Origin of the sequence: Faecalicatena sp. Marseille-Q4148 (assembly GCA_018228665.1) — a bacterium.
In the GTDB taxonomy this organism is placed as follows: Bacteria; Bacillota; Clostridia; order Lachnospirales; family Lachnospiraceae; genus UBA9414.
The window spans coordinates 2,417,864-2,442,261 of record CP073692.1 but is presented as its reverse complement, the minus strand read 5'-3'; the positions used below and the strand labels follow the sequence as shown (position 1 = coordinate 2,442,261).

Sequence of the window (24,398 nt, the reverse complement as noted above, 5' to 3'; positions counted from 1 at the left end):
CATAAAATACGGATTTGTAAAATATTTTTTATTTTCCAACGTTTCGCAGACCGCTGAGCGTTCGATTCTATTTACTTATTGTGTCAAAAGACGCTTTCAAGTATACGATGATGTTTCTGTTTTTCATCTGTACTTCTCCCCGGTTTCGCACATGTTCTGCTTTTATTTTATCACAGCGTATTTCTTCCGTAAAGTTGATATTTTCTACAAAAACGCTATGTTTTCCTTTATTTTCCATTAATTATTTAATTTATTTCAAAAATTCAAACAATATCTAATAAAATTTTCTCCGGCAGTGTCTTTTATCGCACCGTCTTTTATATAATTCCTGAAAAAGAAGTACCTGAACCAGCTCCCGCACTAACTGTTCTCTCTCTCTTGCTCCCCCATAATACTGCATCTGAAGTTCTGCTTCTTCTTTTCTATCACTGGTTTGCATTACCTGATTATAAATCCTGCTGCACATCATGCGGAGCTGAAGCTGATCCGGATATTCATCATAGATCATACTTCCTTCATATTCCATCCGTTCACATTCCGCCTCCACATGAGGGAGGATCTTCTTTGCCAGATCCGGATACATACTTTTCATGTACTCAAAATCTCTTCGATCGATTTTTTCATCATCATATGCAAGGGGCATTGGATAAGTCATATAATATGGTAGACGATATTCCATGTTCTGCACTCCATTTCAGTTTAATATAGTTTACCATATGAAAAATTCTCTAAAATGTGAAAAAAGCTGCCGCTCACAATCTGTATTGCAAGCAACAGCTTTCTTTACTTCTATTTAATTGTTATTCAGATTCCAGGTCTCTATGCCTTTTCACTGTAATGATGAGCCTCTTCCAGCATCATATCTTTTACTTTCATCAACCGGATCTGAGAGCTTCGCTCATTCTCATCCAGTTTCATTGTAATGTATTTGATATTTTCCTGTGCCTCCGGAATGATTACATGCTCAAGCGCATTTACACGCCGTCTTGTTTTCTCAATCTCAGATGCCATGAGCTGGCAGGCTTTCTCTACCTCTGCAAGTCTTAACATATCCGGCAGAATATCCGCAAGTGACTTCACCGCTCCGTCAAGATCGCTGGATGTAAATGCAAAACCATATGAATAGATATCATTTGCATCTGCAGTTCTTGTGTGGTATTCCATAACCGGAATATCAACACTCATAACGTTTTTATCACTTACTTCCAGATTTACTTCCTGTTTCGGTATCATGAGCGCAGTATTCAGCGTTGCCGCTGACATACCTGCCTTAGCGATTACAAAGTTCTTATTGGCAGAAAGAATCCCGGCTTCTACTTTTTTGCGAAGCTCCATATTCTCACGAACGAGATCAAGGAACTGCCGCATCAGTTCGTCACGTTTATCCTTCAGAAGCTTATGACCTCTTGTAGCTGTGACTAATTTCTTTTTTAATCTTGTCAACTCCATTCGAGTTGGAGTTACCTGGGTAGATGCCAACGATCGTCACCTTCTTTCTAAGTTTCCTTACGGATTATTTTCCGTAATACATATCCAGGAACTTATCATCGATACGTTTCAGCTCACTTCTCGGCAGGATAGAAAGCAATTTCCATCCGATTTCTAGTGTTTCCTCAATCGGACGATCTGTGAAATAACCCTGAGATACATATTCTTTCTCGAATTCGTCTGCAAACTTAGCATAGATCAGGTCGATTTCTGTAAGAGCAGCTTCACCGAGGATTACCATTAATTCCTTCGCTTCTTTACCACGCGCATATGCTGCGAACAGCTGGTTCATTGTATTGGCATGATCCGCACGAGTTTTTCCTTCTCCGATACCTTTATCTTTCAGACGTGACAGAGACGGAAGAACGTCGATCGGCGGCTGAATACCTTTGCGGTAAAGATCACGGCTCAGGATTACCTGTCCCTCTGTAATATATCCTGTTAAGTCAGGGATTGGGTGTGTTTTATCATCTTCAGGCATTGTAAGAATCGGGATCATTGTGATACTTCCCTTCTTACCAACCTGACGGCCTGCACGTTCATACATTGTAGCAAGGTCTGTATACATATATCCCGGATATCCACGACGTCCCGGAACTTCTTTACGAGCTGCTGATACCTCACGGAGTGCATCTGCGTAGTTTGTGATATCTGTCAGGATAACAAGTACATGCATATCTTTTTCAAATGCAAGGTATTCTGCTGCTGTTAATGCCATCTTCGGTGTAGCGATACGCTCTACCGCAGGGTCATTTGCCAGGTTCATAAAGAGAACTGTTCTGTCAATCGCACCTGTTTCTTTAAAGCTTTCTACGAAGAAGTTAGATTCCTCGAATGTAATACCCATAGCAGCAAATACAACGGCGAACGGTTCGTCTGTTCCGCGTACTTTTGCCTGTCTTGCAATCTGAGCTGCCAGGTTAGCATGCGGAAGACCGGAAGCTGAGAAGATTGGAAGTTTCTGTCCACGAACAAGTGTGTTCAGACCATCAATTGCTGATACACCTGTCTGAATGAACTCTTCCGGATAGCTTCTTGCAGCCGGATTCATCGGAAGACCGTTTACGTCCATTCTTGCTTCCGGAAGAATCTCCGGACCATCATCGATCGGACGTCCCAGACCATCGAATACACGGCCAAGCATATCTGCTGATACACCAAGCTCCATGCTTCGTCCGAGGAAACGTACTTTACTGTCGGAAAGGTTGATACCTGTTGAGTTCTCAAATAACTGAACAAGTGCATCACTTCCGTTAATTTCAAGAACACGGCAACGACGTGTTTCGCCGTTGGACAGCTCAATCTCACCTAATTCATCAAATGCTACATCTTCTACGCCGCGTACCAGCATCAGAGGACCGGCAACTTCCTGTATGGTTCTATATTCTTTCGGCATTTAGAAGTCCTCCTTTCCAAGTGTGTTGGCGATTTCTTTGTGAAGCTCTTCGCTCACTTTCTTATATTCTTCTTCAATCTGATCTTCATGTGTATATTTGTAACGTCCGATACGTTCACGAACTGCCAGGTTGATCAGATCATTTAATGCTGCACCATTCTTCAATGCCTCTACTGCATTGTCATAGTATGCAAGCACAAGTTTCATCATCAGGTACTGTTTTCTCAGAGATGTATAAGTATCAATCTCATGGAAAGAGTTCTGGTGCAGGAAGTCCTCACGGATAGAGCGTGATGCTTCCATCTTCAGACGGTCTGTCGGTGAAAGTGCATCCATACCTACCATCTTAACGATTTCTTCCAGTTCTGCTTCTTCCTGAAGAAGACTCATCATTCTCTGACGGTCTGCCATCCAGTCATCTGCAACTTCCTTATCGAACCATTTACCCATATCATCTACATACAGAGAGTAACTTGTCAGCCAGTTGATTGCCGGGAAGTGACGTTTGTAAGCAAGTGCGGAATCCAGTCCCCAGAACACTTTTACAATACGAAGTGTTGCCTGAGATACCGGCTCAGAAATATCTCCACCAGGAGGAGATACTGCACCGATTACAGAAAGTGCACCTTCTCTTGCATCTTTACCGAGAGATACTACATGACCTGCTCTCTCGTAGAACTGTGCCAGACGAGAACCGAGGTAAGCCGGATAACCTTCTTCACCTGGCATCTCTTCCAGACGTCCTGACATCTCACGAAGCGCCTCTGCCCAACGTGATGTAGAGTCTGCCATAAGAGCTACTGAATATCCCATGTCACGGAAATATTCTGCAATTGTAATACCTGTATAGATAGATGCCTCACGGGCAGCAACAGGCATATCTGATGTGTTCGCGATCAGAACTGTTCTCTGCATCAGAGACTGACCTGTTTTCGGGTCTTTCAGTTCCGGGAACTCATTCAGAACGTCTGTCATTTCGTTTCCACGTTCTCCACATCCAATGTATACAACGATATCTGCTTCAGCCCATTTTGCAAGCTGATGCTGAATAACTGTTTTACCACTTCCGAATGGTCCAGGTACAGCTGCAACACCACCCTTAGCAATCGGGAAGAATGTATCAACAACTCGCTGTCCTGTTACAAGCGGCTGACGCGGCGGAAGCTTCTTCTGGTACGGACGTCCTTTACGAACCGGCCATTTCTGTACCATTGTAAGTTCTTTGTCTCCGTCTGCTGTCTCAAGTACTGCAATAACTTCATCTACAGTAAATGTACCCGCTTTGATTTCTTTTACTTTACCTTTCATAGAAGGAGGTACCATGATCTTCTGCTGTACAACGATTGTCTCCTGTACAGTACCAAGAACGTCTCCGCCTTCTACCTCATCGCCAACTTTTGCAACCGGAACGAATTCCCATTTTTTATCTCTTTTCAGAGAAGGAACTTCGACACCGCGCTTCAGGCTGTTTCCACCGGATACCTTCATGATATCATCAAGCGGACGCTGAATTCCGTCATAAATACTTGTGATCAGACCAGGTCCTAATTCTACTGACATAGGTTCGCCGATGGATTCTACCGGTTCTCCTGGTTTTAATCCTGATGTTTCCTCATAAACCTGTACTGAGGCCTCATCTCCATGAATTTCAATGATCTCACCGATCAGACGCTGATTACTTACACGCACAACGTCATACATATTAGCGTCACGCATTCCTTTGGCGATAACCAGCGGTCCTGCAACTTTTTTAATCGTTCCCTTACTCATTTGGACTAATCACCCACTTTCCTATTCATCACCAAATAGAATATCTGAACCAACTGCCTGCTCGACGAATTTCTTAACTGCGTCAACACCTGCACCTGTATTTCCTGATACACCCGGAATCTGAATAATTGCCGGAAGTTTCTCAAGACGATATTTATCTATTTCGTGTTCCAACACAGCTGCCAGAGCTTCTGTAATATAGATTACAGCGTATCCTCCTTTAGCAAGCTGCGTTAACTGTTCTGCTGCCTTCTCCGGGTCCGTAACCGGATATGTGTCAAGACCCAGTGTGGCAAAGCCGTAAATACTGTCATAATCGCCAATTACTGCAATCTTATACATACATTTCCCTTATCCTTTCCCGGATAGACTTCTCCGGAAGCCCATTGAGCTTACCGGAAAGAATAATTCTCACCGTTTTAATTTCATTTTCTCTTGCGATTACATATGCAACAAGAGGACCGATTGAAAATGGATTCCGAATCTGAGGCTTAATCGTCTCAATGATCCGGTTATCACACCAGCACTCAAATGCTGACGGAGATTCCTTCAGTGCTTCGGCTCCCTGTGCATACACAGTTCCGCCTAAATATTCCTGAATTGCTTCCATTCCATTCAGCGCCGCATGGGCAAGATGATCGACACTTAATGTGCCGCACTCTGCCATAGCCTTTTTCATAAATTCCAAAGATTTTGCGGTCTTCTGCGAACGAACTGCAATCTTAATATCTGCAACGGCCACTGTAGACTCTGCATATTCTCTGATCAGATCATCTTCGGCCTTCATACCGGCTGCATAAATAGCATCCAGTGCAGCTTTATCAATCATGATATCGCATAACTGTCCGTCTCTTGTATGCAGAAGTGTGTCATAAGCCTCTCTCGCTGCCTGTGCCATGAATTCCGGAAGTCTGTGAAATTCTTTGCTCTTTACAATATCCAGCATCTCTTCGCCGGAAATTGCTGTATCCTGTACAAAGATATCCAGATGTTCCAAACCGCTGACTGCTGCTTTTACTGCTGCCTTCAGGTTCTGGAACAGATCCGGATATGACAGTACGTCAAAGACTGACATATCGTCTGCCAACTCTTTCATCAGTTCCCATGTTTTTTCACGCTCGCGTGTCAGTATCGCCTCTGCCTCCATTGGAGTATCTGCATCTCCCCAGCCTTTCTCAGACAAAAACTGCAGACACTGCTGTTCTGTCTTACATGTGAGAAGCTGCTCAATCACAGACTTTGAAAATAATGACACTTCCTTCGCTCTGATTCGCGCAACCGCATAGGTGTATTCCTGTTTTGCCATAAGCCAAATCCTCCTTTCGCGGAATGCGCTTTATAAAAATAATATTTTCTGAACTTTGTCCTGTAATTCATCTTTCTGAGAATCAAACAGCGCTCTGAATGTGCAGTTTTCTTCGATGCCTCCATATACAAGTACAAAACCGCCTTCTATCTGTCTGCTCTCTTTTGAAAGGGCAAGTGTTCCGCCTTTTGCGGCGGCAATTTTCTGGATCTCTTCTGCGAATCCATCCGGCATTCTTTCAAGGTCTTTTGCTGAGAAAATAACCTCTCCGTTTTCTGCCAGCGCAAATTTATTCAGCATTGCTTTGATTGTTTCAAAATACTCTGCGTCAGATTTCTGACAGAAAGTTACATATGCCTTGTCGAGGACAGCAGCGATCATTTCCTGCTTCGTCTCCAGAATTTTTGTTCTTCTGGAAAGATCTGCGGAAGATTTTACTCTGTCTTCGTAATTCTTTACGTCAGCTGCAGCCTTTGCTGCAATCTTCTCAGTTTCCTTAGCTGATTCTTCTCTTGCTTTCTGCAGGATTTCTTCTGCTTCCTGCTTTGCATTCTGAATCTTTTCGCCTGCGGAGTTGTTCGCCTCTTCCAGAATCTGGTTTACAATTTTATCTAATCCAGCCATCCTTGAACTCTCCTTCTTTGATTTCTATATTTACATTCTTGATTCCGCTGCAAATTAAACCGGAATAGCACTTACTGCTAAGATAGAGATCAGAAGAGCAAGGATTGCGTATGTCTCAACCATTGCCGGGAACAGCATAGCTTTACCAAACTGTTCTGGTTTCTTTGCTACGATACCGATAGATGCTGCTGCTGTTTTTCCCTGATATTTTCCAGAGATAAGACCTACAATACCGATCGGAAGACATGCTGCAAGGATCAAAAGACCTGTTTTTGGATCGATTGATGCCGGTGTTCCGCCTAACAGACCAATCTTAGATAATGTGATGAATCCAACAAGCAGACCGTAGATACCCTGTGTACCAGGAAGCAGCTGCATGATAAGTACTTTTGCGAACTTACTTGGGTCTTCTGTTACAACTCCTGATGCAGCCTGACCTGCGATACCAACACCGATTGATGATCCTGCACCTGCTAAAAATACAGCTACTGCTGCTCCTAATAAAGCATAAACTAATCCTAATTCACTCATGATATTATTCCTCCTTAATATCAACATATTTTGTTTCTTGTTTAAATGGATTAAACGGGCGTCCGCCGCCTTCGTAAAATTTACCGAAGAACTCTACGAACTGTAAACGGTTCGTGTGCACATATGCACCTAATAAGTTGATTGCCATATTCAGTGTATGACCAACAACAAATACAACAAGGAATCCGATCATTCCGATGATTCCACTTCCAAACATACTTCCCATCTGGTTTACTACAGAAGCGATAACTCCTGTTGCAAGTCCTAATGCAAGTAAACGAGAATAAGAAAGCACATCACTCAGCCAACCTGTAATATTGTACAGATCATAAGCGCCAAGTGCGATACGAAGTCCAAAATTCTTATTGCTTCTTCCTGACATCAGTACGATACCGGCTGCACCAACAATAGCCAGTACTTTCGAGAGCATTGCGATTGCCGGCGGGAATACGATATTCATCTGAGTCATTGATACGAAAATCTGGCTTGGAAGCAGCATTAAGATCAGACCGATCAGCAGCATATACCAAAGAACAACATCACAGATAAAATCCATGTATTTTTTCTCTTTGATACACAGATAACCTTTGATTCCAAGTCCTGTAAAGAGGTGGATCACACCAAATGCCAGAGAGTAGATCAAAAGCTTCATTGGGTCTTTTAATGGTTCAAACCATAGGGGTGGTACGGTTACTTCATGACCGAAGAATACACGAGAGACAACAGATACTACGTCTCCGAATATACCTCCGAACATTAATCCCCAGAATAATGTGGAGAGTCCACAATATTTAAACATACGAATGGTTTTCTGCATTCCCTCACTCATTCTCGGGAATTTCTTTAATACAACTGCACATGCGATAAAAACAATAATTCCATATGCTGCATCAGAAAGCATAAGTCCAAAGAAGAAAATATAGAAGATCGACATAATTGCTGACGGATCTATCTCTCCCTTCTTCGGAAGTCCGTAAGATTCCAGAACGCCTTCTACAGATCCTGCAATCTTATTGTTCTCCAGGAGAACCGGCGCTTCCTCTTCATCCGGAATATCTTCGACATCAATTACAATATCATATTTCGATTCCAGTTTCTTACGAAGCGTATCCACTTTCTTTTGCGGAATATAACCGCTGATAAAGAATGTATCTCTTGACTGCGGAAGCTGTCCGAGTACTTCATATTTCTGAGCACGGACTCTGAAATAATCTGAGATTAATTTCAGATCATCTCTGGCAACTGCCATTTCTCTGATCTGATTTTCAATCTGTTCATTCTCTTCTGCGATTTTTGCTGCACTTTCTTGTAATTCCTGCTTAAATTCACGCGGAATTTTTCGGATATTCTGAGCTGGTCTTGAAAAACCGATGCTTCGAAGAGCTTTTTCAAACTCTTTCACATCTTTCTTCAGGCAAACTGCCGCAATACATGTCTGATCGCTGTCGGATGAAATTACCTGAATATCCATCGCTTCCAGTCCCGGCTGAGCCTCAGCTATCTTTGTGTAGATATCATCAAGCGTTACCTGACTGTTAATACTTCCAATCAATACTGCAGCATCTTTTGTTCCCTGAATATCCATCGGAACATCCAGGTCAAGCCACGGAGTCAGCGCTTCAATCTGGTTCTCCACCTTCACGATTGCTGCCTTGTTCTCTGCAAGCTTTTTCTTCAGACCAAGTATCTCATTGGCTGTATGGATAATCTCGTCTTTTCGTTCTGCCGTCTCATCATAAACTGATTTATCAATGAGAGCTTTGCCTTCCAGTGAAGAAAACATTGACGTCTTCTCCGGTGCAAATTCCTGCAGAACTTCAAGTGCATTGTCTGCCAATATCGCATTCTTATCAAATGTCTGACGGGATTCTACCGTATCCATCTTCCGAAGAGAATGTTCCTCTTCTTCCGGAAAAGATACATTTACTTCCAATGCCCCAAAAGCCTGAAGTTCTTCCAATATTGCTTTTCGCTTTTTCTTCAATGCACAGATACTAAATCTCTGCATTTGCAATACTGCCATTACCAACTCCTCCTTTCTCTATTTTTTTAGTTTGAAACTGCATTTTCAGGATTGTATTTATTTTAGTACAAAATTTGTAGCTAAAAAAATACAGCGGTTAATAAAGATTTGAAATCACCATCTCAATGGCTTTATTCTCTTTTTCCGCTGCCCTCTGCTTTAACGCTGCAATTTCTTTTTCTGTTTCGGAATCAAAAATCTTCATCTCACTCTCAGCTTTGGCTTTTGCTGCCTCAAGCGCTTCTGCTGCGTGTTCACGAGCTTTTTTTGCTTCCTCTTCCTTTAGAGTTTTTGCATCCTGATTTGCCTGCTCTCTTAAGGAAATCACTTTTTCATCGGCCTCTTTAAGAATAGTTTCGGCCTTATTCTCGGCATCTTTGACTGCCTTGATTGTTTCCTGTAACACACAATCACCACCCTTCGTATTAACTAATAGTATCATACCGTTTTAATTTTATCAATCAATTTTAGTAATTTTCCACAATTTTAATATTTGACTTTTTTATTTAACAAATCCTTTAGACTGGAATGTTCCTACCACTCCAGTCTATGCAAATGTCCCTCCAGATTCATTCCTGCAAAACCATTCTGACGAAGCGCCTCATAAAGAACGACAGCAACTGAGTTGCCAAGATTCAGCGAACGTATCTCTCCAAGCATTGGAATCCTAATACAGTTTTCTTTATGCTGTACAAGAATCTCTTCCGGTATACCTGCACTTTCTTTTCCGAACATAATATAACAGTCTGGCTCAAAATTCACTTCTGTATACACATGAACTGCTTTTGTTGTTGCCATATACATTTTTTCCTTTGCTGCCGGGTTCTTTTCCAGAAAATCTTCATAGTCAATGTAAGTTGTCACATCAAGATCATCCCAATAGTCCATTCCCGCACGCTTAATCGCTTTTTCATTTAATCGGAATCCTAACGGTTCGATCAAGTGAAGTCTTGTCCCGGTAGCCACACAAGTTCTTCCGATATTTCCCGTATTAGCCGGAATTTCCGGCTCAAATAAAACAATATTAATCATGATTTTTCTCCCTGCGTAATTTTATAATAAAACGTTCCAGTCTGGAAATTGCTTCCTTTAAGTCTTCCAGAGAATATGCGTAAGAAATTCTAAGGAACCCTTCTCCGCAATCGCCAAATGCTGTGCCCGGAACAACTGCGACTTTCTCTTCTTCCAAAAATTTCAGCGCAAATTCTTCTGATGTCATGCCAAATTCTTTGATACACGGAAATACATAAAATGCTCCGAACGGTTCAAAACACGGCAGCTCCATACGCTCAAATTCATACATCAGAAACCGTCTTCTCTGATTATAGGCTTCACGCATTTCTTCTACTTCCTTCTGACAGTGACGCAGTCCTTCGATTGCCGCATATTGACTATTCGTAGGCGCGCACATAATTGCAAATTGATGGATTTTGATCATCTGCTCAATAATCTCTTTTGGCCCGCAGGAATATCCAAGACGCCAGCCTGTCATGGCAAATCCTTTCGAAAATCCATTGATCAGAATGGTTCTCTCCTTCATTCCCGGAAGCGACGCAATAGATACATGTCTATTCCCATAAGTAAGTTCCGAATAGATTTCATCAGAAATGACATAAAGATCATATTTTTCCACGAGCGCTGCAATTGGGCGGAGATCTTCTTCCGTCATGACAGAACCTGTCGGATTATTCGGAAATGGAAGTACAAGGATCTTTGTCTTTGGCGTAATATATGCCTCCAGCTCTTTCGCAGTTAATTTAAACTGATTTTCATTTTTCAGCGGAATTGTTACCGGAACACCGCCTGCCAGTTCAGTACATGGCAGATAAGAAACATAACTTGGCTGAGGAATCAGCACTTCGTCTCCCGGATCTAACATTGCGCGGAGAGCAATATCAATTCCCTCGCTTCCTCCGACCGTTACAACAACTTCATTAGCCGGATTATATTCTACATTCACTGTGCGTTTGAGATATTTCACAATTTCTTCTTTCAGTTCTTTAAGTCCTGCGTTGGATGTGTAAAATGTGCGCCCTCTTTCCAGAGAGTAAATTCCTTCTTCCCGAATTCGCCACGGAGTATCAAAATCCGGCTCTCCAACGCCAAGGGAGATCGCATCTTCCATTTCACTTACAATATCGAAAAATTTACGAATACCGGACGGTTTTATTTCTGTTACAACTTTTGATAATGGATTTCTCATTACAGACTCACCGGTATCCTTTCTTCTTTCTCTTTTACATTCATAATTGTTCCGTGATCTTTGTATTTTTTCAAGATAAAATGTGTCGCTGTGGAAATCACTTCATCAATCGGAGAGAGCTTATCAGAAACAAACTGTGATATTTCCATTAAAGTTCTTCCCTCAATCGTAACAAGAAGGTCGTATGCCCCGGAAATCAGATACACAGAATTTACTTCCGGATAATTATAAATGCGCTCCGCAATCCGCTCAAATCCTCTGTTGCGCTGCGGCGTTACCCGCACCTCGATCAGCGCAGTAACAGAATCTGTTCCGGCTTTTTCCCAATTGATCAGTGTATGATAACCGCAAATAATATTTTCCTTCTCCATCTTAGCGATCTCATTTACAACTGTTACTTCGTTTGTTCCTAGCAGAACTGCCAGTTCACTTGGATCAACTTTACTGTTCTTCTCCATGTATTTTAAAATCTGTGTTCTCATATCCATTTCGCATTCCTCCTGTCTATGCTTCTTTCTCATCTGCAAACAGCTTCATAAGCTCATCTGCTGCCGGACGATCCAGATAGCTGACTTCTTCGCCTCGCATTAAAATTCTGTCATTGCCGTCTGTGAATCTTCCGATTACTGCTGCCGGAATATGCGCCCTGCGAAGTTCCTCCACAAGTCCCGCACCATCTTCTGCCGCAATCAGCAGACATCCCGCAGATGTTAGTTCATAAGGGTTCAAATGGCAGAATTCGCATATTTCTACAGTCTCCTGCCGGATCGGAAGTTCCCGCATCTCCACGCACATACCAAGTCCCGCAGAATCCGCCATCTCCCATAGTGCACCAAGTACCCCTTCTTCTGTGATTGTATGCATTGCTGATGCTTTGTACTTTCTTGCGATTTCAGCTTCTTTTTGTACAAACAGATGCTTCTTCCAAAGTTCTGTCTGTTTCAAAAATGCCGGAACAAATCGCTCTTCCAGTTCTTCTTTTCGTTCTTCTAACGCCCGCAGCGTTCCTTCCATCCCGATCCACTTTGTCAGCACCAGCTCCTGACCTGCTTTCGTGTCAAAAACCCGACACATTTCTTCCTCTTTCACAAGCCCTGCCGCTGTAACGCTTACAATCGTTGTAGAGATAACCGGACAGATTTCCACTTTCACATCCGCAATCTGGAATCCCTGCTCTTCTGCCGCCTGCTCCATCTCAGCTACCATTGCTTTTAGCCTTGATTCATATGCATAGGCTGTCAGCATGATCCTTGCACTCACTCCGACCACGGATGCCCCATGCGCTGCCAGATCATTTGCCACCGCCGCTATCGCATAGACTCCCAAATCTTTCTGGTTTCCATATCTTGCTGCCTCCGCGAGAAGTATTGATTCCCCTTCTTCCGGTTTCAGCCCCCAGCATGTCTCTTCCACCGTCATCTCCGGGAAAATTTCCCGACGTTTTGATTTCAACTGTTTTAACACAGATCTCTTTCTTACTGTCTGTGTCACTTTTCCTAGTTTCATCTTCGTCCCCCTTATATGGTCTGTCAATTACATCAAATACGGAATAATCATTGTCAATACCATTGCCACAATTACAATTAATGTAATAACAGCAATCATCTTACGCGTTTTTTTATTAAAAAAGTTCATGGATTTTTCACCTCCGATTACTTATTTGCCATTTTATACTGTTTGCCGTCATTTTGCAAGAAATAACATGCCGCCTGATGGTCGAGCGGATTGCGATCCTGATAATCAAAAAGTACATAAACCGGCTCTTCTTTTCCACAAATATTTTCAGAAGCTCTGGTAAATTTCTCCACATGAGTCATTTTTCTCATCTGACGCTTATCATACCCTGCATATCCTCTCAGACAAACCGGTTCTTTTGCCTCTCTGTCATAGAATTCTTGAAGCCATTCTTTCGTCACAAGTGATTCTCCTGCAAAATCCGGACGAGTCTTTGCATTTTCTCTCAAATATAGATCAAATGTCAGCAGTTCTTTGTAGAAGTCTTCCTTGTCAGGACAGATCTGTTTCACAAAGTCCAGTAGGATCTCATATCTTGTCACTCTTGAATGACTCATCTGATGAAGCCTATGTTGTTCATAAAATACTGCCAGTGATTCATACATCTGAAACGCAGAAGAAAATTCTTTCTCCAAAGCTTTCAATGTATATTGGAACTGTCCGCTGTTATAATAGACTTCCACCATCTCCTCTATCCCTTTTAGTTTAAGTACGTCTGCATACGGCAACCACTTTGTATACAGCACTTCATATGGCGGCTCATTTTTATACACAAGTCCATACTTGTCTTTTGCTTCTTCCATATGAGAGCCTTTCAGTACCTTCAAAAACCCAAGCTGCAGCTGCTCCGGTTGGAGTGCATACACATCATCAAAGGATTTTCCAAAACTTTCATAATCCTCAAACGGAAGTCCTGCAATCAGGTCAAGATGCTGGTGTACATTTTTGTTTTCATTTAACTCCCGCACAATTCTTGCAACTTCTTCAAACTTCATCGTCCGGCGGATTTCCCGGATCGTTTCCGGATTCGTAGACTGCACTCCTATCTCAAGCTGAATCAACCCCGGACGCATTGATCTGATCAATGCAATTTCTTCTTCATTCAGAAGATCTGCTGAAATTTCAAAATGAAAATTCGTCACACCATTATCATGTTCCTTAATATAAGACCACACTGCCATTGAATGTTCATGGCGGCAGTTAAACGTCCGATCTACGAATTTTACTTGCGGCACTTTCGCATCCAGAAAGAATTGCAGCTCTTTCCTAACAAGATCCAGATTCCGGAAACGAAGACATTTATCTACAGAAGACAGACAGTAGCTGCACCGAAACGGACAGCCCCGGCTCGATTCATAATAGATAATCTTATTTTCAAATAATGTCATATCTTCATATACAAAAGGCACTTCACTCAGATCCATGATCTCCCGCCATTCATTCTCTACGATCACACCGTCTGTCCGGCGAAATGTGATTCCGGTAATATCTCCCAGATCATCCTGTGTTTTTTCCTTGCAGTGATAGCAGTTCAGCAATTCAAGAAATGTTTTTTCTCCCTCACCTTTCATAACGCCCGTCAGCTCCGGCAGTCGTTCCAATACGTTCCGGCTGTCATAAGACACTTCCGGACCGCCTGCCCACAGAATCGTCTCCGGCAAAATTTTGTGAATTTCTTTTATAAGTTCTTCTACATACCGCAGATTCCATATATAACAGGAAAAACACAGCATATCCGGCTGTCGCTTATAAAGATCCATTAGGATATCGTCTGTCTGCTGGTTGATCGTATATTCCGCAATCTCTATTTCTGATGCAAATGTCTTCGCATATGCTTTCAGACTGTACACAGCAAGATTGGAATGTATATATTTGGCATTCACTGCTGCTAACACTATCTTCATATCATATCTCCTCCCGAAGTATTTTCTATATAGAAAAAAAGCACCCATACCGGATGCCGATTCAAAACTCTTTTCTCTTTACGTGCGTTACACTTCGAACAGTCTCCCCCGAACGTTACTCTGGCAGTAAACTCAGCCCAGGCACCCTCACAACACCCGAAAGCATCTGCTTAGTGCTGCTTCGTTCCCGACCTGACACGGTTCACAGAGTCTCGCCGCGTGAGACCCAGACATCAACGCCACTTACCAGAGGCAGCTTCGCAAAAGAAAGCCCTCCGTGTAACATCACCCCCACTATAGCGGATTGTAGGTACAAGGTACCGCTAACACCCCGGCTGCACGTTCTATTAGTATATCGTATTTCTGTAGATATATCAATCATTTTTCTCAATTTTCTCACATTTTTTCTCTTCATTTTTCGCCGCTTTTTTCTTTTCCCGCAGCTCTTTAAAAAAATCTTTCATCATCTGACTGCATTCCTCTTCCAACACCCCTGTCACAAGCTCTGCCTGATGATTAAACTGAGGTACGTCAAGAAGATTCAAAATAGAACCTGCACATCCCGCTTTCGGATTCATGCATCCAACTACTACTTTCGGAATCCGCGCCTGAATAATCGCTCCGGAACACATCTGACATGGCTCCAACGTCACATACATTGTACAGCCTTCCAGTCTCCAATCATCCAGCTTTCGGCTTGCTTTGCGTATTGCAAGCAGTTCTGCGTGTGCCAGTGTATTCTTATCAATCGTTCTGCGGTTATATCCTCTCGCAATCACTCTGCCTTCATATACGATTACGCAGCCAATCGGCACTTCTCCAATGGCATAAGCTTTTCTTGCCTGACGTATTGCTTCTTTCATAAATCGTTCATCATCTGTAAGTTTCTTCATCATCTATTCCCCTTCCAGTTCCCTGCACCAATATCCAAAATCATTTTCTCTGTCACATTCCTGCGGCGACAGTATAATACTATCCTCCGGAATGCGGCAAAACTTTGAAAACCCGAACGAACGAGCCGCTGCCTCTTCTCTTCGATGGTAGATGCCCGGCACGCCAAGATACCGTTTTCCCTCATCTGTAATCAGCAAAAGATGTCGATAATTATAATAACCATGAAGCAAAAAACTATTATTCGCAAGATACCAGTTCTTTTGAGGCAGTTTTTTCATATCCTCTCGCATAATTTTACAATATCTCTGCTCCTGTCTGTTCTCATTGCTTTCTTCCGACTGCTCTTCTGCAACGGCTTCCGGCTCTTCTTTTTCTTCCTCTTCGACACCAGTTCCCGGCTCTTCTTTTTCTTCCTCTTCGGCGCCAGTTCCCGGCTCTTCTTTTTCTTCCTCTTCGGCATCCATTCCCGGTTCTTTCTCTATAACTCCTTCTTCGGCACAGGCCTCTAATATTTCCGACACCTCTGCTTCCACCGATTCCTCCGAAGCCATATCTTTTCCCATACTGGGACGCTCCTCTCTCGGAACTGCAGGCTCCATCTGATCTAACGGAAGTACACCCTCATCCCACACCGCAGCATATGTACCCTGTCCGTTTGTCTCAAGCATGATTCCTCTCAGCTCTTCCAAATCTGCATATGGCTCAATTTCTTCCCTGTCATAGACAAGACGGCAGCTCAAGATTGACTGCACATGTTCCAACTGTCCCATCAAAATCCCGCGGCATCTCTTTCCTTCCATATAAACAAGATACACTCTGATATCTGCATTATTCAGAAATGTTCCTCTCCCATGTATTTGCAGCGTTCCTCCTTCTTCTCCCTGATCCACCTTTACAAATCCAACATTCCGAACCCTTTGCTCGTCCTTATATTCATAAAGATATCGAATAAAACTTTCCATACTCCTTACCTTCCCATCATTTCTTTTTATTAGTTTATTCCGGGAAATAAGGAAAAAGAACTAAGAGACCATTGCATTCATCTCCTGATACAGACGTTTCGCATAACTATCCGTCATTCCACAAATATAATCCGTCACAAGAAGCAGTCTAAGATACAGCCTCTCTTCCTCTGACTTGCCCTTTGCATGACAATGATAAGCATTTCTGTAATTCTCAGAAATAAAAGATACAAGCCGCTTCTCAATAGAGTTTAATTTCCAGTCAGTATCATAATAAATAATCGCTCCCACAAACTTATCCATCAGAAAATGTACTATCACCGATTCTGTCACTTCCATTCTATAGATTGTATTCGTGTCGAACACTTTTTTATATGCCAGATTTCCAAGAAGTTCCATAAGTTCTTCTCCGGCTGTTCCTTCAAAGAGATCTGTCTTTTTCTCTCCGGCCATAATCTTATTATAATTTTGTGTAAAGCCTTCCGTAGCACACTGTATCAGATAAGACTGTGCCCGTACAAGCCAGTTTTTGACCGCATACTCTGCCGGATCTTGCAAGTTCTTTTCTTCTGCTCTGCGGTAAAGCCGCTCTAATGTCCCTAACGCATCAAATCCGGTCTGCATCTGCATGTTCCCCAACTCCTGTTTCAATATTTCATAAGAAACAAAACCTTTTACAAATGCATCTTCAATATCAGCTGTCTTATATGCCAGATCATCTGCCGCTTCTAAAATATAGGTAAGTGGATGCCTGCACTTCCCGGCTCCGGTTTCCTTTGTAATCTCCTCAAACAGCTCTTTCTCTGCATAATAATATCCTATTTTCTTATCTTTCAGATGATCCGAAAGCGGATTAACCTCTAATGATGATACCGGATATTTAATAATCGTATTCAAAAGCCCATATGTCAGATTCATTCCATATTCATCGACAAGAAAATGAAGCTTACTCACAAGCCTCAGTGCCTGTGCATTCCCTTCAAAGTGATAAAAATCCTGCTGCATCTGCTCTGTCAGTACCTCTGTGATTGGTCGCCCATAGAATGTCATCTGCGGCAAATGCTCTTCAAACCATTCTCGGATCGTTATTTCTCCAAAATGTCCAAACGGAGGATTGCCTATATCATGGATCAGGCCGGCGCACTGCACAATATTACACAGGTCTTCTTTCATCTGCGCCGTAAATGTTTCATCACATTTTTGACTTAATATATATTCACCGATATTCTGCCCCAATGATTTGGCAAGAGAAGATACTTCTAACGAATGTGTCAGGCGCGTCCTTATAAAATCGCTTTTATCCAGCGGAAACACCTGCGTCTTATCCTGAAGCCGTCTAAAGGACGCACTCCCGATAATCCTGTGGTAATCTTTCTCAAATTCGCTCCGAAGATCAGAATGATTTCTCTGTCCGGCAGTCTCCCGGCATCGTTTTTCTGACAGTAACCTTTTCCATTCCATACAGTTCCTCCCATTGACTTTTATACAAATCCTCTATGTTAAGAAAGGATGTCTCAAACCTTCATTTGAGACATCCTTTATCGCTTCTTGTAAATACTCCGGATTAATCCAAATAGATCGGCGGCTCATAATCCTTTCCAAGCATTGCTTTCTTGCGTTCCTGATAGCCAAGAAATGCCCATTCTGTCATATCTGTCCATTTATGATCTGCACGGTCATACACTTGTACATAACCGATTCTCTTTGGATGCATACGAACACTGTTCGTCTCATACTCTCTTCCTGTATAAGGATTAATCTCGCCTTTTACTTCTTCTTTTGGTTCCGGTTTTCTTTCTTCTACTGCTTCTTGTGCCGGAATCTGCGCTTCTTCCTGAACATCTGACACCTGTTCTTCTTCACGCTCTTCTGTATGTGCTTTATTATATCCACGCAGCAGCGGCTTCTTAATATATTCCTTAAAGACATTCGTTACAGCCTTTTTCTTTGCATAAGATTCTTCCTCACTTACCTTATGCTCTGTCTCATCTGCCTCCGCCTTATCTTCCGTCACGTCTTCCTGCGCTGCTGTATCTGCTTCTTGTGTGATTTCCTCTAAAGCTTCTTCCCCTTCAGATGTTACTTCTTCTGTGTCACTATCTTCTACAGACGCTTCTTCCTCTTCTTCAGATACAGATTCTTCCAAAACTTCTTCCTGAACATCTTCGCTTTCCATCTGCTCTGCAGATTCTTCTGCAAAGTTTTCTTCTGTTTCTTCCAGATTCTCAGCTTCTGCCTCTTCCAGTTCATCCTGTTCTTCCTGTTCTTTCACCGCCTCGCCAAAATCCGCAAGCTCGCCGATTGTCACATCCCTGACCGGACTGTAGATTAGTTCCTCATGGTGATTTGCTCCTGCCACAATGAATCTCTGCACAGGTCCTTCCGGATGCTTCTTCTCTTCCGGATGTGTTGCCTCAACTGCATGCTCTGCCTCCTGCGCTGCCCTCTCTGCGTCATCATCATCCAGAATACTCAAATGAAACGGACACTCCAAAATCTCAGCAATCATACGCATATCCTGCTCCTGGAAGTTATCTCTTCCAAGCCGCTGTGTCAGGTTCTGTCTCGACATCTTCTTCCCGGTACGTTCTTCTATCGTCTCTGCCAATTCTTTAATCGTCATTCCCTTACGGCTCAAAACAATCTTTACCTGTTCACCAAATGTCAAATCCAACATGTTTCTTCCTCCTCCGTACTATCATATATCCATTATCCGAAACGTAATTATTTCTACATAAACCGATTATTTTCTTCTATTATTTTAGCAAATACAATATCATTCGTCAACGCAATCGCTGTCAAATTCCTGACCGATTTCTTCCGGATCTGACAATATTTTCCGCAGAATCTCTAATAGGTTTTTCCTAAATATTCCTCCAATGTAAGACCTGATTCTTTTATCTTCTGCGCCATCTCTCTCCCCACATATCGATAATGCCACGGTTCATAGATAATGCCTGTCAGAGATTGTTTCTCCGGTGGATATCGCAAAATGAACCCATATTCATAACAGTGTTCCTGAAGCCACTGTGCTTCCATAGTCTCTGCCTGCTTTGCATCAAGCTCCGCATACTGGTTTGAAACAATGTCAACTGCAAGTCCAATCCCATGTTCACTCGTACCCGGAAGCGCTACCTCCTGTGTCGTCCTCTGGTAAGCATCCCAGAAACTGCTGCCCTGACTTATCCAACTATTGACTGTATCATTAAAAACCTGAATCTGCTTTTCCACAGACCGATAGGCTGAACAGATCTGAGGCTGACATCCGTCTGCTCTTGCCGCCGCAAGCATGGCATTCAGATCCTCTGCAATCCTCGCATCAACGCTATAACCATTCTCCACCTCTGCAAGCTCCGGCACATATCCTTCCTGCATCGGATTCTCCGCATTCACAAGCGTCATATTCCACGGAATTCCATCCTCGAACTCTTTCATGCGCTCTGCAAGCGCTGCATCTTCTACCGCACCGCTTTCTTCCAACTGCTGATTCACTTCCTGAAGCTGTTCCTGAATTCGGTAAAGCTTCTTCTCTGCTGCTTTGATATCAGCATCCGCCTTTCGTTCTGCAAGTCCTTCTCCTAACAAATAGCCGGACAGTATTCCTGCCGCAATTCCTGCAATGACAATTGCAGTATTCAGTATCATTTTCCGTCTCTGTGCAGGCCGCATACGTTTGTAAGCACGATGCACACGTTTTCCAAGTACTCCTAACTTTATTTTTTGTTTTTCCATATTTTCCCGCTTTCTTTTGTCTACAATATCTCTATATGAAGTTCCGGCGCAAAATCATCTGCATCTGCACACACCGCAATCTTCGCTTCAACTCCCTCTACCTCATATTCCCGATAAAAAAATGGTTCCGGAAATTCATCCGGACGACCAAGCAGCCTTGCCCCTGTTTCCTCAAGGCCAATCTCAAACTCACTTGGAGAAAGCGCTGTCCCAAGTCTTGTTGCTTTCATAAAACTCTCTTTCAACACCCAGAACCGATAAAACAACTCTCTCTTCTCTTCTTCCCCTGCACAGTTTTCAATCAGATGAAATTCTGTTTCTGTATAGAAACGTGCTGCTACTTTTCTTCGATATTCCTTTACAACCTCAATGTCACAGCCCAATTTCGTTGCTCGTCTCTCATCATCTTCCATAGAACAGATTGCATACGCTCCCGAATGGGACAGATTATACAGCGCCTTTCCTGTCGGATCATATCGTCTGCGCATACGTTCCAAGAGAACCCCTGCTCCAACACTCTGCCAGCGCCCCTGTTCTCTGGCAAGTCTGTCCGCCTTTTTCTTTCGCTCCGGCGGCAGTTCTTGATAACATTCCTGATATTTTATCTCTGATTTCAGCACAGATACATCTGCCAGCCATGTTCTGATCATCGTTACCTTCCATCCTTTACCGCTTTGCATTGCGCCTTTATTGTATCATATCATCAAATCACTTGCAACGCACCGCATTTTCTATATAACAAAAGCACCGTCCCCGATGTACATTCATCAAAAACAGTGCTTCAAGTGCACCATCAGGGACTCGAACCCTGGACAAATAGATTAAGAGTCTACTGCTCTACCAACTGAGCTAATGGTGCAAATTGTATTCAGTTCTTAACACAAGTGATATTATATACCATAGAATTTGGAAAAGCAAGAACTTTTTTATTTTTTCTTAAATTTCTTCTCACTTTTTCATAGTTTTGTCATTTTTCTTTCACACGTTATCTTTCCTATCGAAATTCCTCTTCTTCCTACAGAAAATACTTGTCGAACAATCAAAAATCTTCTATTATAAAAGAGTTAAACACAAACTCTGAAACAACATTTATTAGAAAACCACAAGGAGTATAGTTATTATGAGACTTCGTAATATTCCGCGTGCGGATGAAGTAATTTTGAATCATCCAATCGCAATAAAAAATGAAACTGCCAACCGTGGAACATGGTCTTCTGTTTTCCAGAACAATCATCCGATCCACATCGAAATCGGCATGGGAAAAGGACAATTTATTCTTACACTCGCAAAACAGAATCCCGAAATCAACTACATCGGAATTGAGCGCTATTCCAGTGTGTTGCTGCGCGCACTCGAGAAATATGATTCTGAAGAATTCTGTCATCTGACCAACATTCGTTTCATTTGTATGGATGCCGGGGATATTCAGGATGTATTTTCCCCGGAAGAAATCGGACGCATTTATCTGAACTTTTCTGATCCATGGCCAAAAGCACGCCATGCCAAACGCCGTCTGACTTCCGTTAATTTTCTTACAAAATATGCCCCGGTTCTAAACAAAGATGGCATTCTGGAATTCAAAACAGATAATCGTCCACTCTTTGACTTCTCGCTTGAACAGATTCCCGAAGCAGGATGGACATTACTCGGCCACACCTTTGACCTTCATAACGATCCTACCATGAATGAAGGAAATGTCATGACAGAATACGAGGCCAAATTCTCTGCCCTTGGCAATCCAATTCACAAATTAATTGCAAAACCTTAAGAAATAAATCTGCCGCAGTCGCATATCTTATTATCAAGAACGACCACGGCAGATTTTTATGTATCATAATCATTTTCGTTTCCGCTTTTGCAGATTCCTATATGACAAACCAAAATGGAATCGTTGTCTCTGCCAGCTTCAGCGCTCTTTCAACGAGGCAGCCGATGCGCTGGCACACCTTTGCTGTCGAAACAAAAAATAACAGTAAAGCAAACTTATTAGCCCATACGCTTTCTAAAATTCAAATACGGCAACTCCATACGGCGGCAGAGAATACGCAAAAGAATATGGTCTTCCATCACATTCTTTCTTCTTTGCCTTATACACAAGCGGTCTCTCTGCTCCGCTTCCGCCGTACTTCTTATCATCACTGTTAAGAATCAATTTGTATTGTTTTCCTCGCGGAACACCTACGCGATAGTCTTCGCGTGCCATTGGAGTAAAATTGCATACGAACAAAAGATTTTTCTTATTATCCTTAGAATGTCTGATGAAACTGAAAATACTTCTGTCCTTATCATCTGCATTTACCCATTCAAATCCTTCCGGAACTGTATCAAGTTCATATAGTGCTTTGTTCTTATGATACAGACGGAACAGATCCTTCGTGAAATTCTGCAGATATTGATGGTTCTCCTCGCTCAGCAGATACCAGTCCAGTTCCCGCTCCTCACTCCATTCGCGAAGCTGAGCAAAATCCTGTCCCATAAACAAAAGCTTTTTGCCCGGATGTCCAATCATAAATGCATACCCTACTTTTAGGTTTGCAAACTTATCAAATCCAAGTCCCGGCATCTTATTCAGCATGGAGCATTTCAAATGCACTACTTCGTCATGGGATAACACAAGAATATATTTCTCACTGTATGCATAGCTTGAGGCAAACGTCATCTGATAATGACAGCCCTTCCTGAAATACGGGTCCAGCTTCATATATTCTGTAAAATCATGCATCCATCCCATATTCCACTTCATACTAAATCCTAATCCGTCATCTTCCGGTTTCCCGGTTACCTTCGGCCAGGCTGTTGATTCTTCCGCGATCATCATAGCTCCCGGATTACGTCCAAGTACGCAGGAATTTAGATGTTTGAAGAACTCAATCGCCTCTAAATTCTCATTACCGCCATACTTGTTCGGTACCCATTGCCCGCTCTGTTTTCCATAATCAAGATAAAGCATAGATGCAACGGCATCTACCCGCAAACCATCTACATGAAAATATTCAAGCCAAAACAATGCATTGGCAATCAAAAAGTTCTTTACTTCATTCTTACTGTAATCGAATATCTTTGTTCCCCAGTCCGGATGTTCTCCCTTCTTCGGATCTGCATATTCAAATGTCGGTGTTCCGTCAAAGTTTGCAAGTCCATGTGCATCTCTTGGGAAATGTGCCGGAACCCAGTCAAGAATCACTCCGATTTTGTTCTTATGAAGATAATTAATCATATATGCAAAATCTTCCGGTGTTCCGTAGCGCGCAGTCGGCGCATAATAGCCTGTTACCTGATATCCCCAGGAACCGTCAAACGGATGCTCTGCAATCCCAATCAGCTCAATGTGAGTATAGCCCATCTCTTTCACATACTCTGTAATCTCACGGGCAAACTGTCTGTAATTATAGAATCCCTCATCTTCCGCTCCCGGTCTTCTCCGCCAGGAACCGATATGTACTTCATAGATGGAAACTGGAGTCTCATCCTGGTTCCATGTCTTACGATTCTCCATCCATGTATTATCAGTCCATTTTAAATTGGAAATATCCGTTACACGAGATGCTGTTCCCGGACGCATCTCCGCATAATTGGCAAATGGATCTGCTTTAAACAACAAATCCCCATTCTGCGTCTCAATGCAATATTTATACAACATTCCCTCTTCTACTCCGGGAATAAAAAGCGTATAAATTCCAAGTGGTTCCTCCCTTGTCATAATGTCTGCTGTCGTATCCCAGTCATTAAAATCTCCCACAACAGAAACGCGTTTTGCATGCGGCGCCCATACTGCAAAATAAACACCAGTCTTTCTTCCGCTCTTTACCTTATGGGCTCCCATTTTCTTATAAATCTCATAATGTGTTCCCTGACCAAACAAATATTGATCAAGTTCCCCAATTTCAAATGCTTTTTTCTTTATCTGTTTTGCCATACTCTCCACTCTCCCTGGATTTCTCTAATATACATATTATACTTTACCCCAACATAAAAAGAAAGAGGTTTGACAAATGATTTTCTCATTTTACAAACCTCTCTTCTTTGCTTCAGCCGGATATTTTTTGATAT

23 protein-coding genes, 1 tRNA gene and 1 other RNA gene are annotated in these 24,398 nt (G+C 42.5%); 1 reads left to right on the top strand and 24 read right to left on the bottom strand.

All coding sequences use genetic code 11. The features are described 5' to 3' along the window. Positions 1-274 precede the first annotated feature (274 nt). From KFE17_11660 to KFE17_11550, 23 genes are all read right to left on the bottom strand, one after another. Positions 275-679, bottom strand: coding sequence for a hypothetical protein (locus KFE17_11660; protein ID QUO31505.1), 405 nt, complete (start codon positions 677-679; stop codon positions 275-277). Positions 680-819: 140 nt separating this feature from the next. Further along, the gene (locus tag KFE17_11655) at positions 820-1,479 is read right to left on the bottom strand and encodes a V-type ATP synthase subunit D (GenBank protein ID QUO31504.1); all 660 of its coding nucleotides are present in this window, start codon (positions 1,477-1,479) and stop codon (positions 820-822) included. Between the two features lie 34 nt (positions 1,480-1,513). Continuing rightward, the gene (locus tag KFE17_11650) at positions 1,514-2,884 is read right to left on the bottom strand and encodes a V-type ATP synthase subunit B (protein ID QUO31503.1); all 1,371 of its coding nucleotides are present in this window, start codon (positions 2,882-2,884) and stop codon (positions 1,514-1,516) included. Further along, positions 2,885-4,654 (bottom strand): V-type ATP synthase subunit A, encoded by a 1,770-nt coding sequence (locus KFE17_11645; protein ID QUO31502.1) that lies wholly within the window; start codon positions 4,652-4,654, stop codon positions 2,885-2,887. 21 nt (positions 4,655-4,675) lie between these two features. Continuing rightward, positions 4,676-4,996: a V-type ATP synthase subunit F gene (locus KFE17_11640; GenBank protein QUO31501.1), complete on the bottom strand. Its 321-nt coding sequence runs from the start codon at positions 4,994-4,996 to the stop codon at positions 4,676-4,678. After that, the gene (locus KFE17_11635) at positions 4,989-5,960 is read right to left on the bottom strand and encodes a V-type ATPase subunit (GenBank protein QUO31500.1); all 972 of its coding nucleotides are present in this window, start codon (positions 5,958-5,960) and stop codon (positions 4,989-4,991) included. The genes KFE17_11640 and KFE17_11635 overlap by 8 nt, the downstream gene beginning before the upstream one ends. Before the next feature lie 30 nt (positions 5,961-5,990). After that, positions 5,991-6,584 carry a hypothetical protein gene (locus KFE17_11630; protein ID QUO31499.1) on the bottom strand — a complete coding sequence of 198 codons (594 nt, stop codon included), beginning with the start codon at positions 6,582-6,584 and terminating at the stop codon, positions 5,991-5,993. A 54-nt stretch (positions 6,585-6,638) separates the two neighbouring features. After that, positions 6,639-7,115 (bottom strand): V-type ATP synthase subunit K, encoded by a 477-nt coding sequence (locus KFE17_11625; GenBank protein ID QUO31498.1) that lies wholly within the window; start codon positions 7,113-7,115, stop codon positions 6,639-6,641. A 4-nt stretch (positions 7,116-7,119) separates the two neighbouring features. Next, positions 7,120-9,138 (bottom strand): V-type ATP synthase subunit I, encoded by a 2,019-nt coding sequence (locus tag KFE17_11620; GenBank protein ID QUO31497.1) that lies wholly within the window; start codon positions 9,136-9,138, stop codon positions 7,120-7,122. A 97-nt stretch (positions 9,139-9,235) separates the two neighbouring features. Beyond that, a complete protein-coding gene (locus KFE17_11615) occupies positions 9,236-9,544 on the bottom strand; it encodes a hypothetical protein (GenBank protein ID QUO31496.1) in 309 nt (102 codons plus the stop codon). 128 nt (positions 9,545-9,672) lie between these two features. Then, positions 9,673-10,170 carry a tRNA (cytidine(34)-2'-O)-methyltransferase gene (locus tag KFE17_11610; protein ID QUO31495.1) on the bottom strand — a complete coding sequence of 166 codons (498 nt, stop codon included), beginning with the start codon at positions 10,168-10,170 and terminating at the stop codon, positions 9,673-9,675. After that, entirely contained in the window at positions 10,163-11,341 is a 1,179-nt protein-coding gene (locus tag KFE17_11605; protein QUO31494.1) for an aminotransferase class I/II-fold pyridoxal phosphate-dependent enzyme, read from the bottom strand. Before KFE17_11605 ends, KFE17_11610 begins: the two co-directional genes overlap by 8 nt. Next, a complete protein-coding gene (locus tag KFE17_11600; GenBank protein QUO33701.1) occupies positions 11,341-11,823 on the bottom strand; it encodes an Lrp/AsnC family transcriptional regulator in 483 nt (160 codons plus the stop codon). The genes KFE17_11605 and KFE17_11600 overlap by 1 nt, the downstream gene beginning before the upstream one ends. 22 nt (positions 11,824-11,845) lie before the next feature. Further along, positions 11,846-12,847: a hypothetical protein gene (locus KFE17_11595; GenBank protein ID QUO31493.1), complete on the bottom strand. Its 1,002-nt coding sequence runs from the start codon at positions 12,845-12,847 to the stop codon at positions 11,846-11,848. A 146-nt stretch (positions 12,848-12,993) separates the two neighbouring features. After that, positions 12,994-14,760 carry a B12-binding domain-containing radical SAM protein gene (locus KFE17_11590; protein ID QUO31492.1) on the bottom strand — a complete coding sequence of 589 codons (1,767 nt, stop codon included), beginning with the start codon at positions 14,758-14,760 and terminating at the stop codon, positions 12,994-12,996. A gap of 80 nt (positions 14,761-14,840) precedes the next feature. Beyond that, an RNA gene (gene ffs, locus KFE17_11585) (signal recognition particle sRNA large type) lies at positions 14,841-15,103 on the bottom strand. A 31-nt stretch (positions 15,104-15,134) separates the two neighbouring features. After that, positions 15,135-15,656 (bottom strand): tRNA adenosine(34) deaminase TadA, encoded by a 522-nt coding sequence (gene tadA, locus KFE17_11580; protein QUO31491.1) that lies wholly within the window; start codon positions 15,654-15,656, stop codon positions 15,135-15,137. After that, positions 15,657-16,616: a hypothetical protein gene (locus KFE17_11575; GenBank protein QUO31490.1), complete on the bottom strand. Its 960-nt coding sequence runs from the start codon at positions 16,614-16,616 to the stop codon at positions 15,657-15,659. Between the two features lie 60 nt (positions 16,617-16,676). Continuing rightward, entirely contained in the window at positions 16,677-18,077 is a 1,401-nt protein-coding gene (locus KFE17_11570) for a deoxyguanosinetriphosphate triphosphohydrolase (protein ID QUO31489.1), read from the bottom strand. Between the two features lie 103 nt (positions 18,078-18,180). Continuing rightward, positions 18,181-19,293: a hypothetical protein gene (locus tag KFE17_11565; GenBank protein QUO31488.1), complete on the bottom strand. Its 1,113-nt coding sequence runs from the start codon at positions 19,291-19,293 to the stop codon at positions 18,181-18,183. 173 nt (positions 19,294-19,466) lie between these two features. Beyond that, on the bottom strand, positions 19,467-20,348 hold the full coding sequence (locus KFE17_11560) for a M15 family metallopeptidase (GenBank protein ID QUO31487.1): 882 nt from the start codon (positions 20,346-20,348) through the stop codon (positions 19,467-19,469). A 20-nt stretch (positions 20,349-20,368) separates the two neighbouring features. Then, a complete protein-coding gene (locus KFE17_11555) occupies positions 20,369-20,998 on the bottom strand; it encodes a 4'-phosphopantetheinyl transferase superfamily protein (GenBank protein ID QUO31486.1) in 630 nt (209 codons plus the stop codon). 136 nt (positions 20,999-21,134) lie between these two features. Beyond that, positions 21,135-21,207 (bottom strand) — tRNA-Lys (locus KFE17_11550). A gap of 261 nt (positions 21,208-21,468) precedes the next feature. Between KFE17_11550 and trmB the strand changes: the two genes are divergently transcribed. Beyond that, complete coding sequence (trmB, locus tag KFE17_11545) at positions 21,469-22,116, top strand: tRNA (guanosine(46)-N7)-methyltransferase TrmB (protein QUO31485.1); 648 nt, start codon at positions 21,469-21,471, stop codon at positions 22,114-22,116. A 234-nt stretch (positions 22,117-22,350) separates the two neighbouring features. Here the strand turns inward: trmB and glgB are convergent, their stop codons facing one another. After that, on the bottom strand, positions 22,351-24,264 hold the full coding sequence (glgB, locus tag KFE17_11540) for a 1,4-alpha-glucan branching protein GlgB (protein QUO31484.1): 1,914 nt from the start codon (positions 24,262-24,264) through the stop codon (positions 22,351-22,353). Positions 24,265-24,398: the final 134 nt, after the last annotated feature.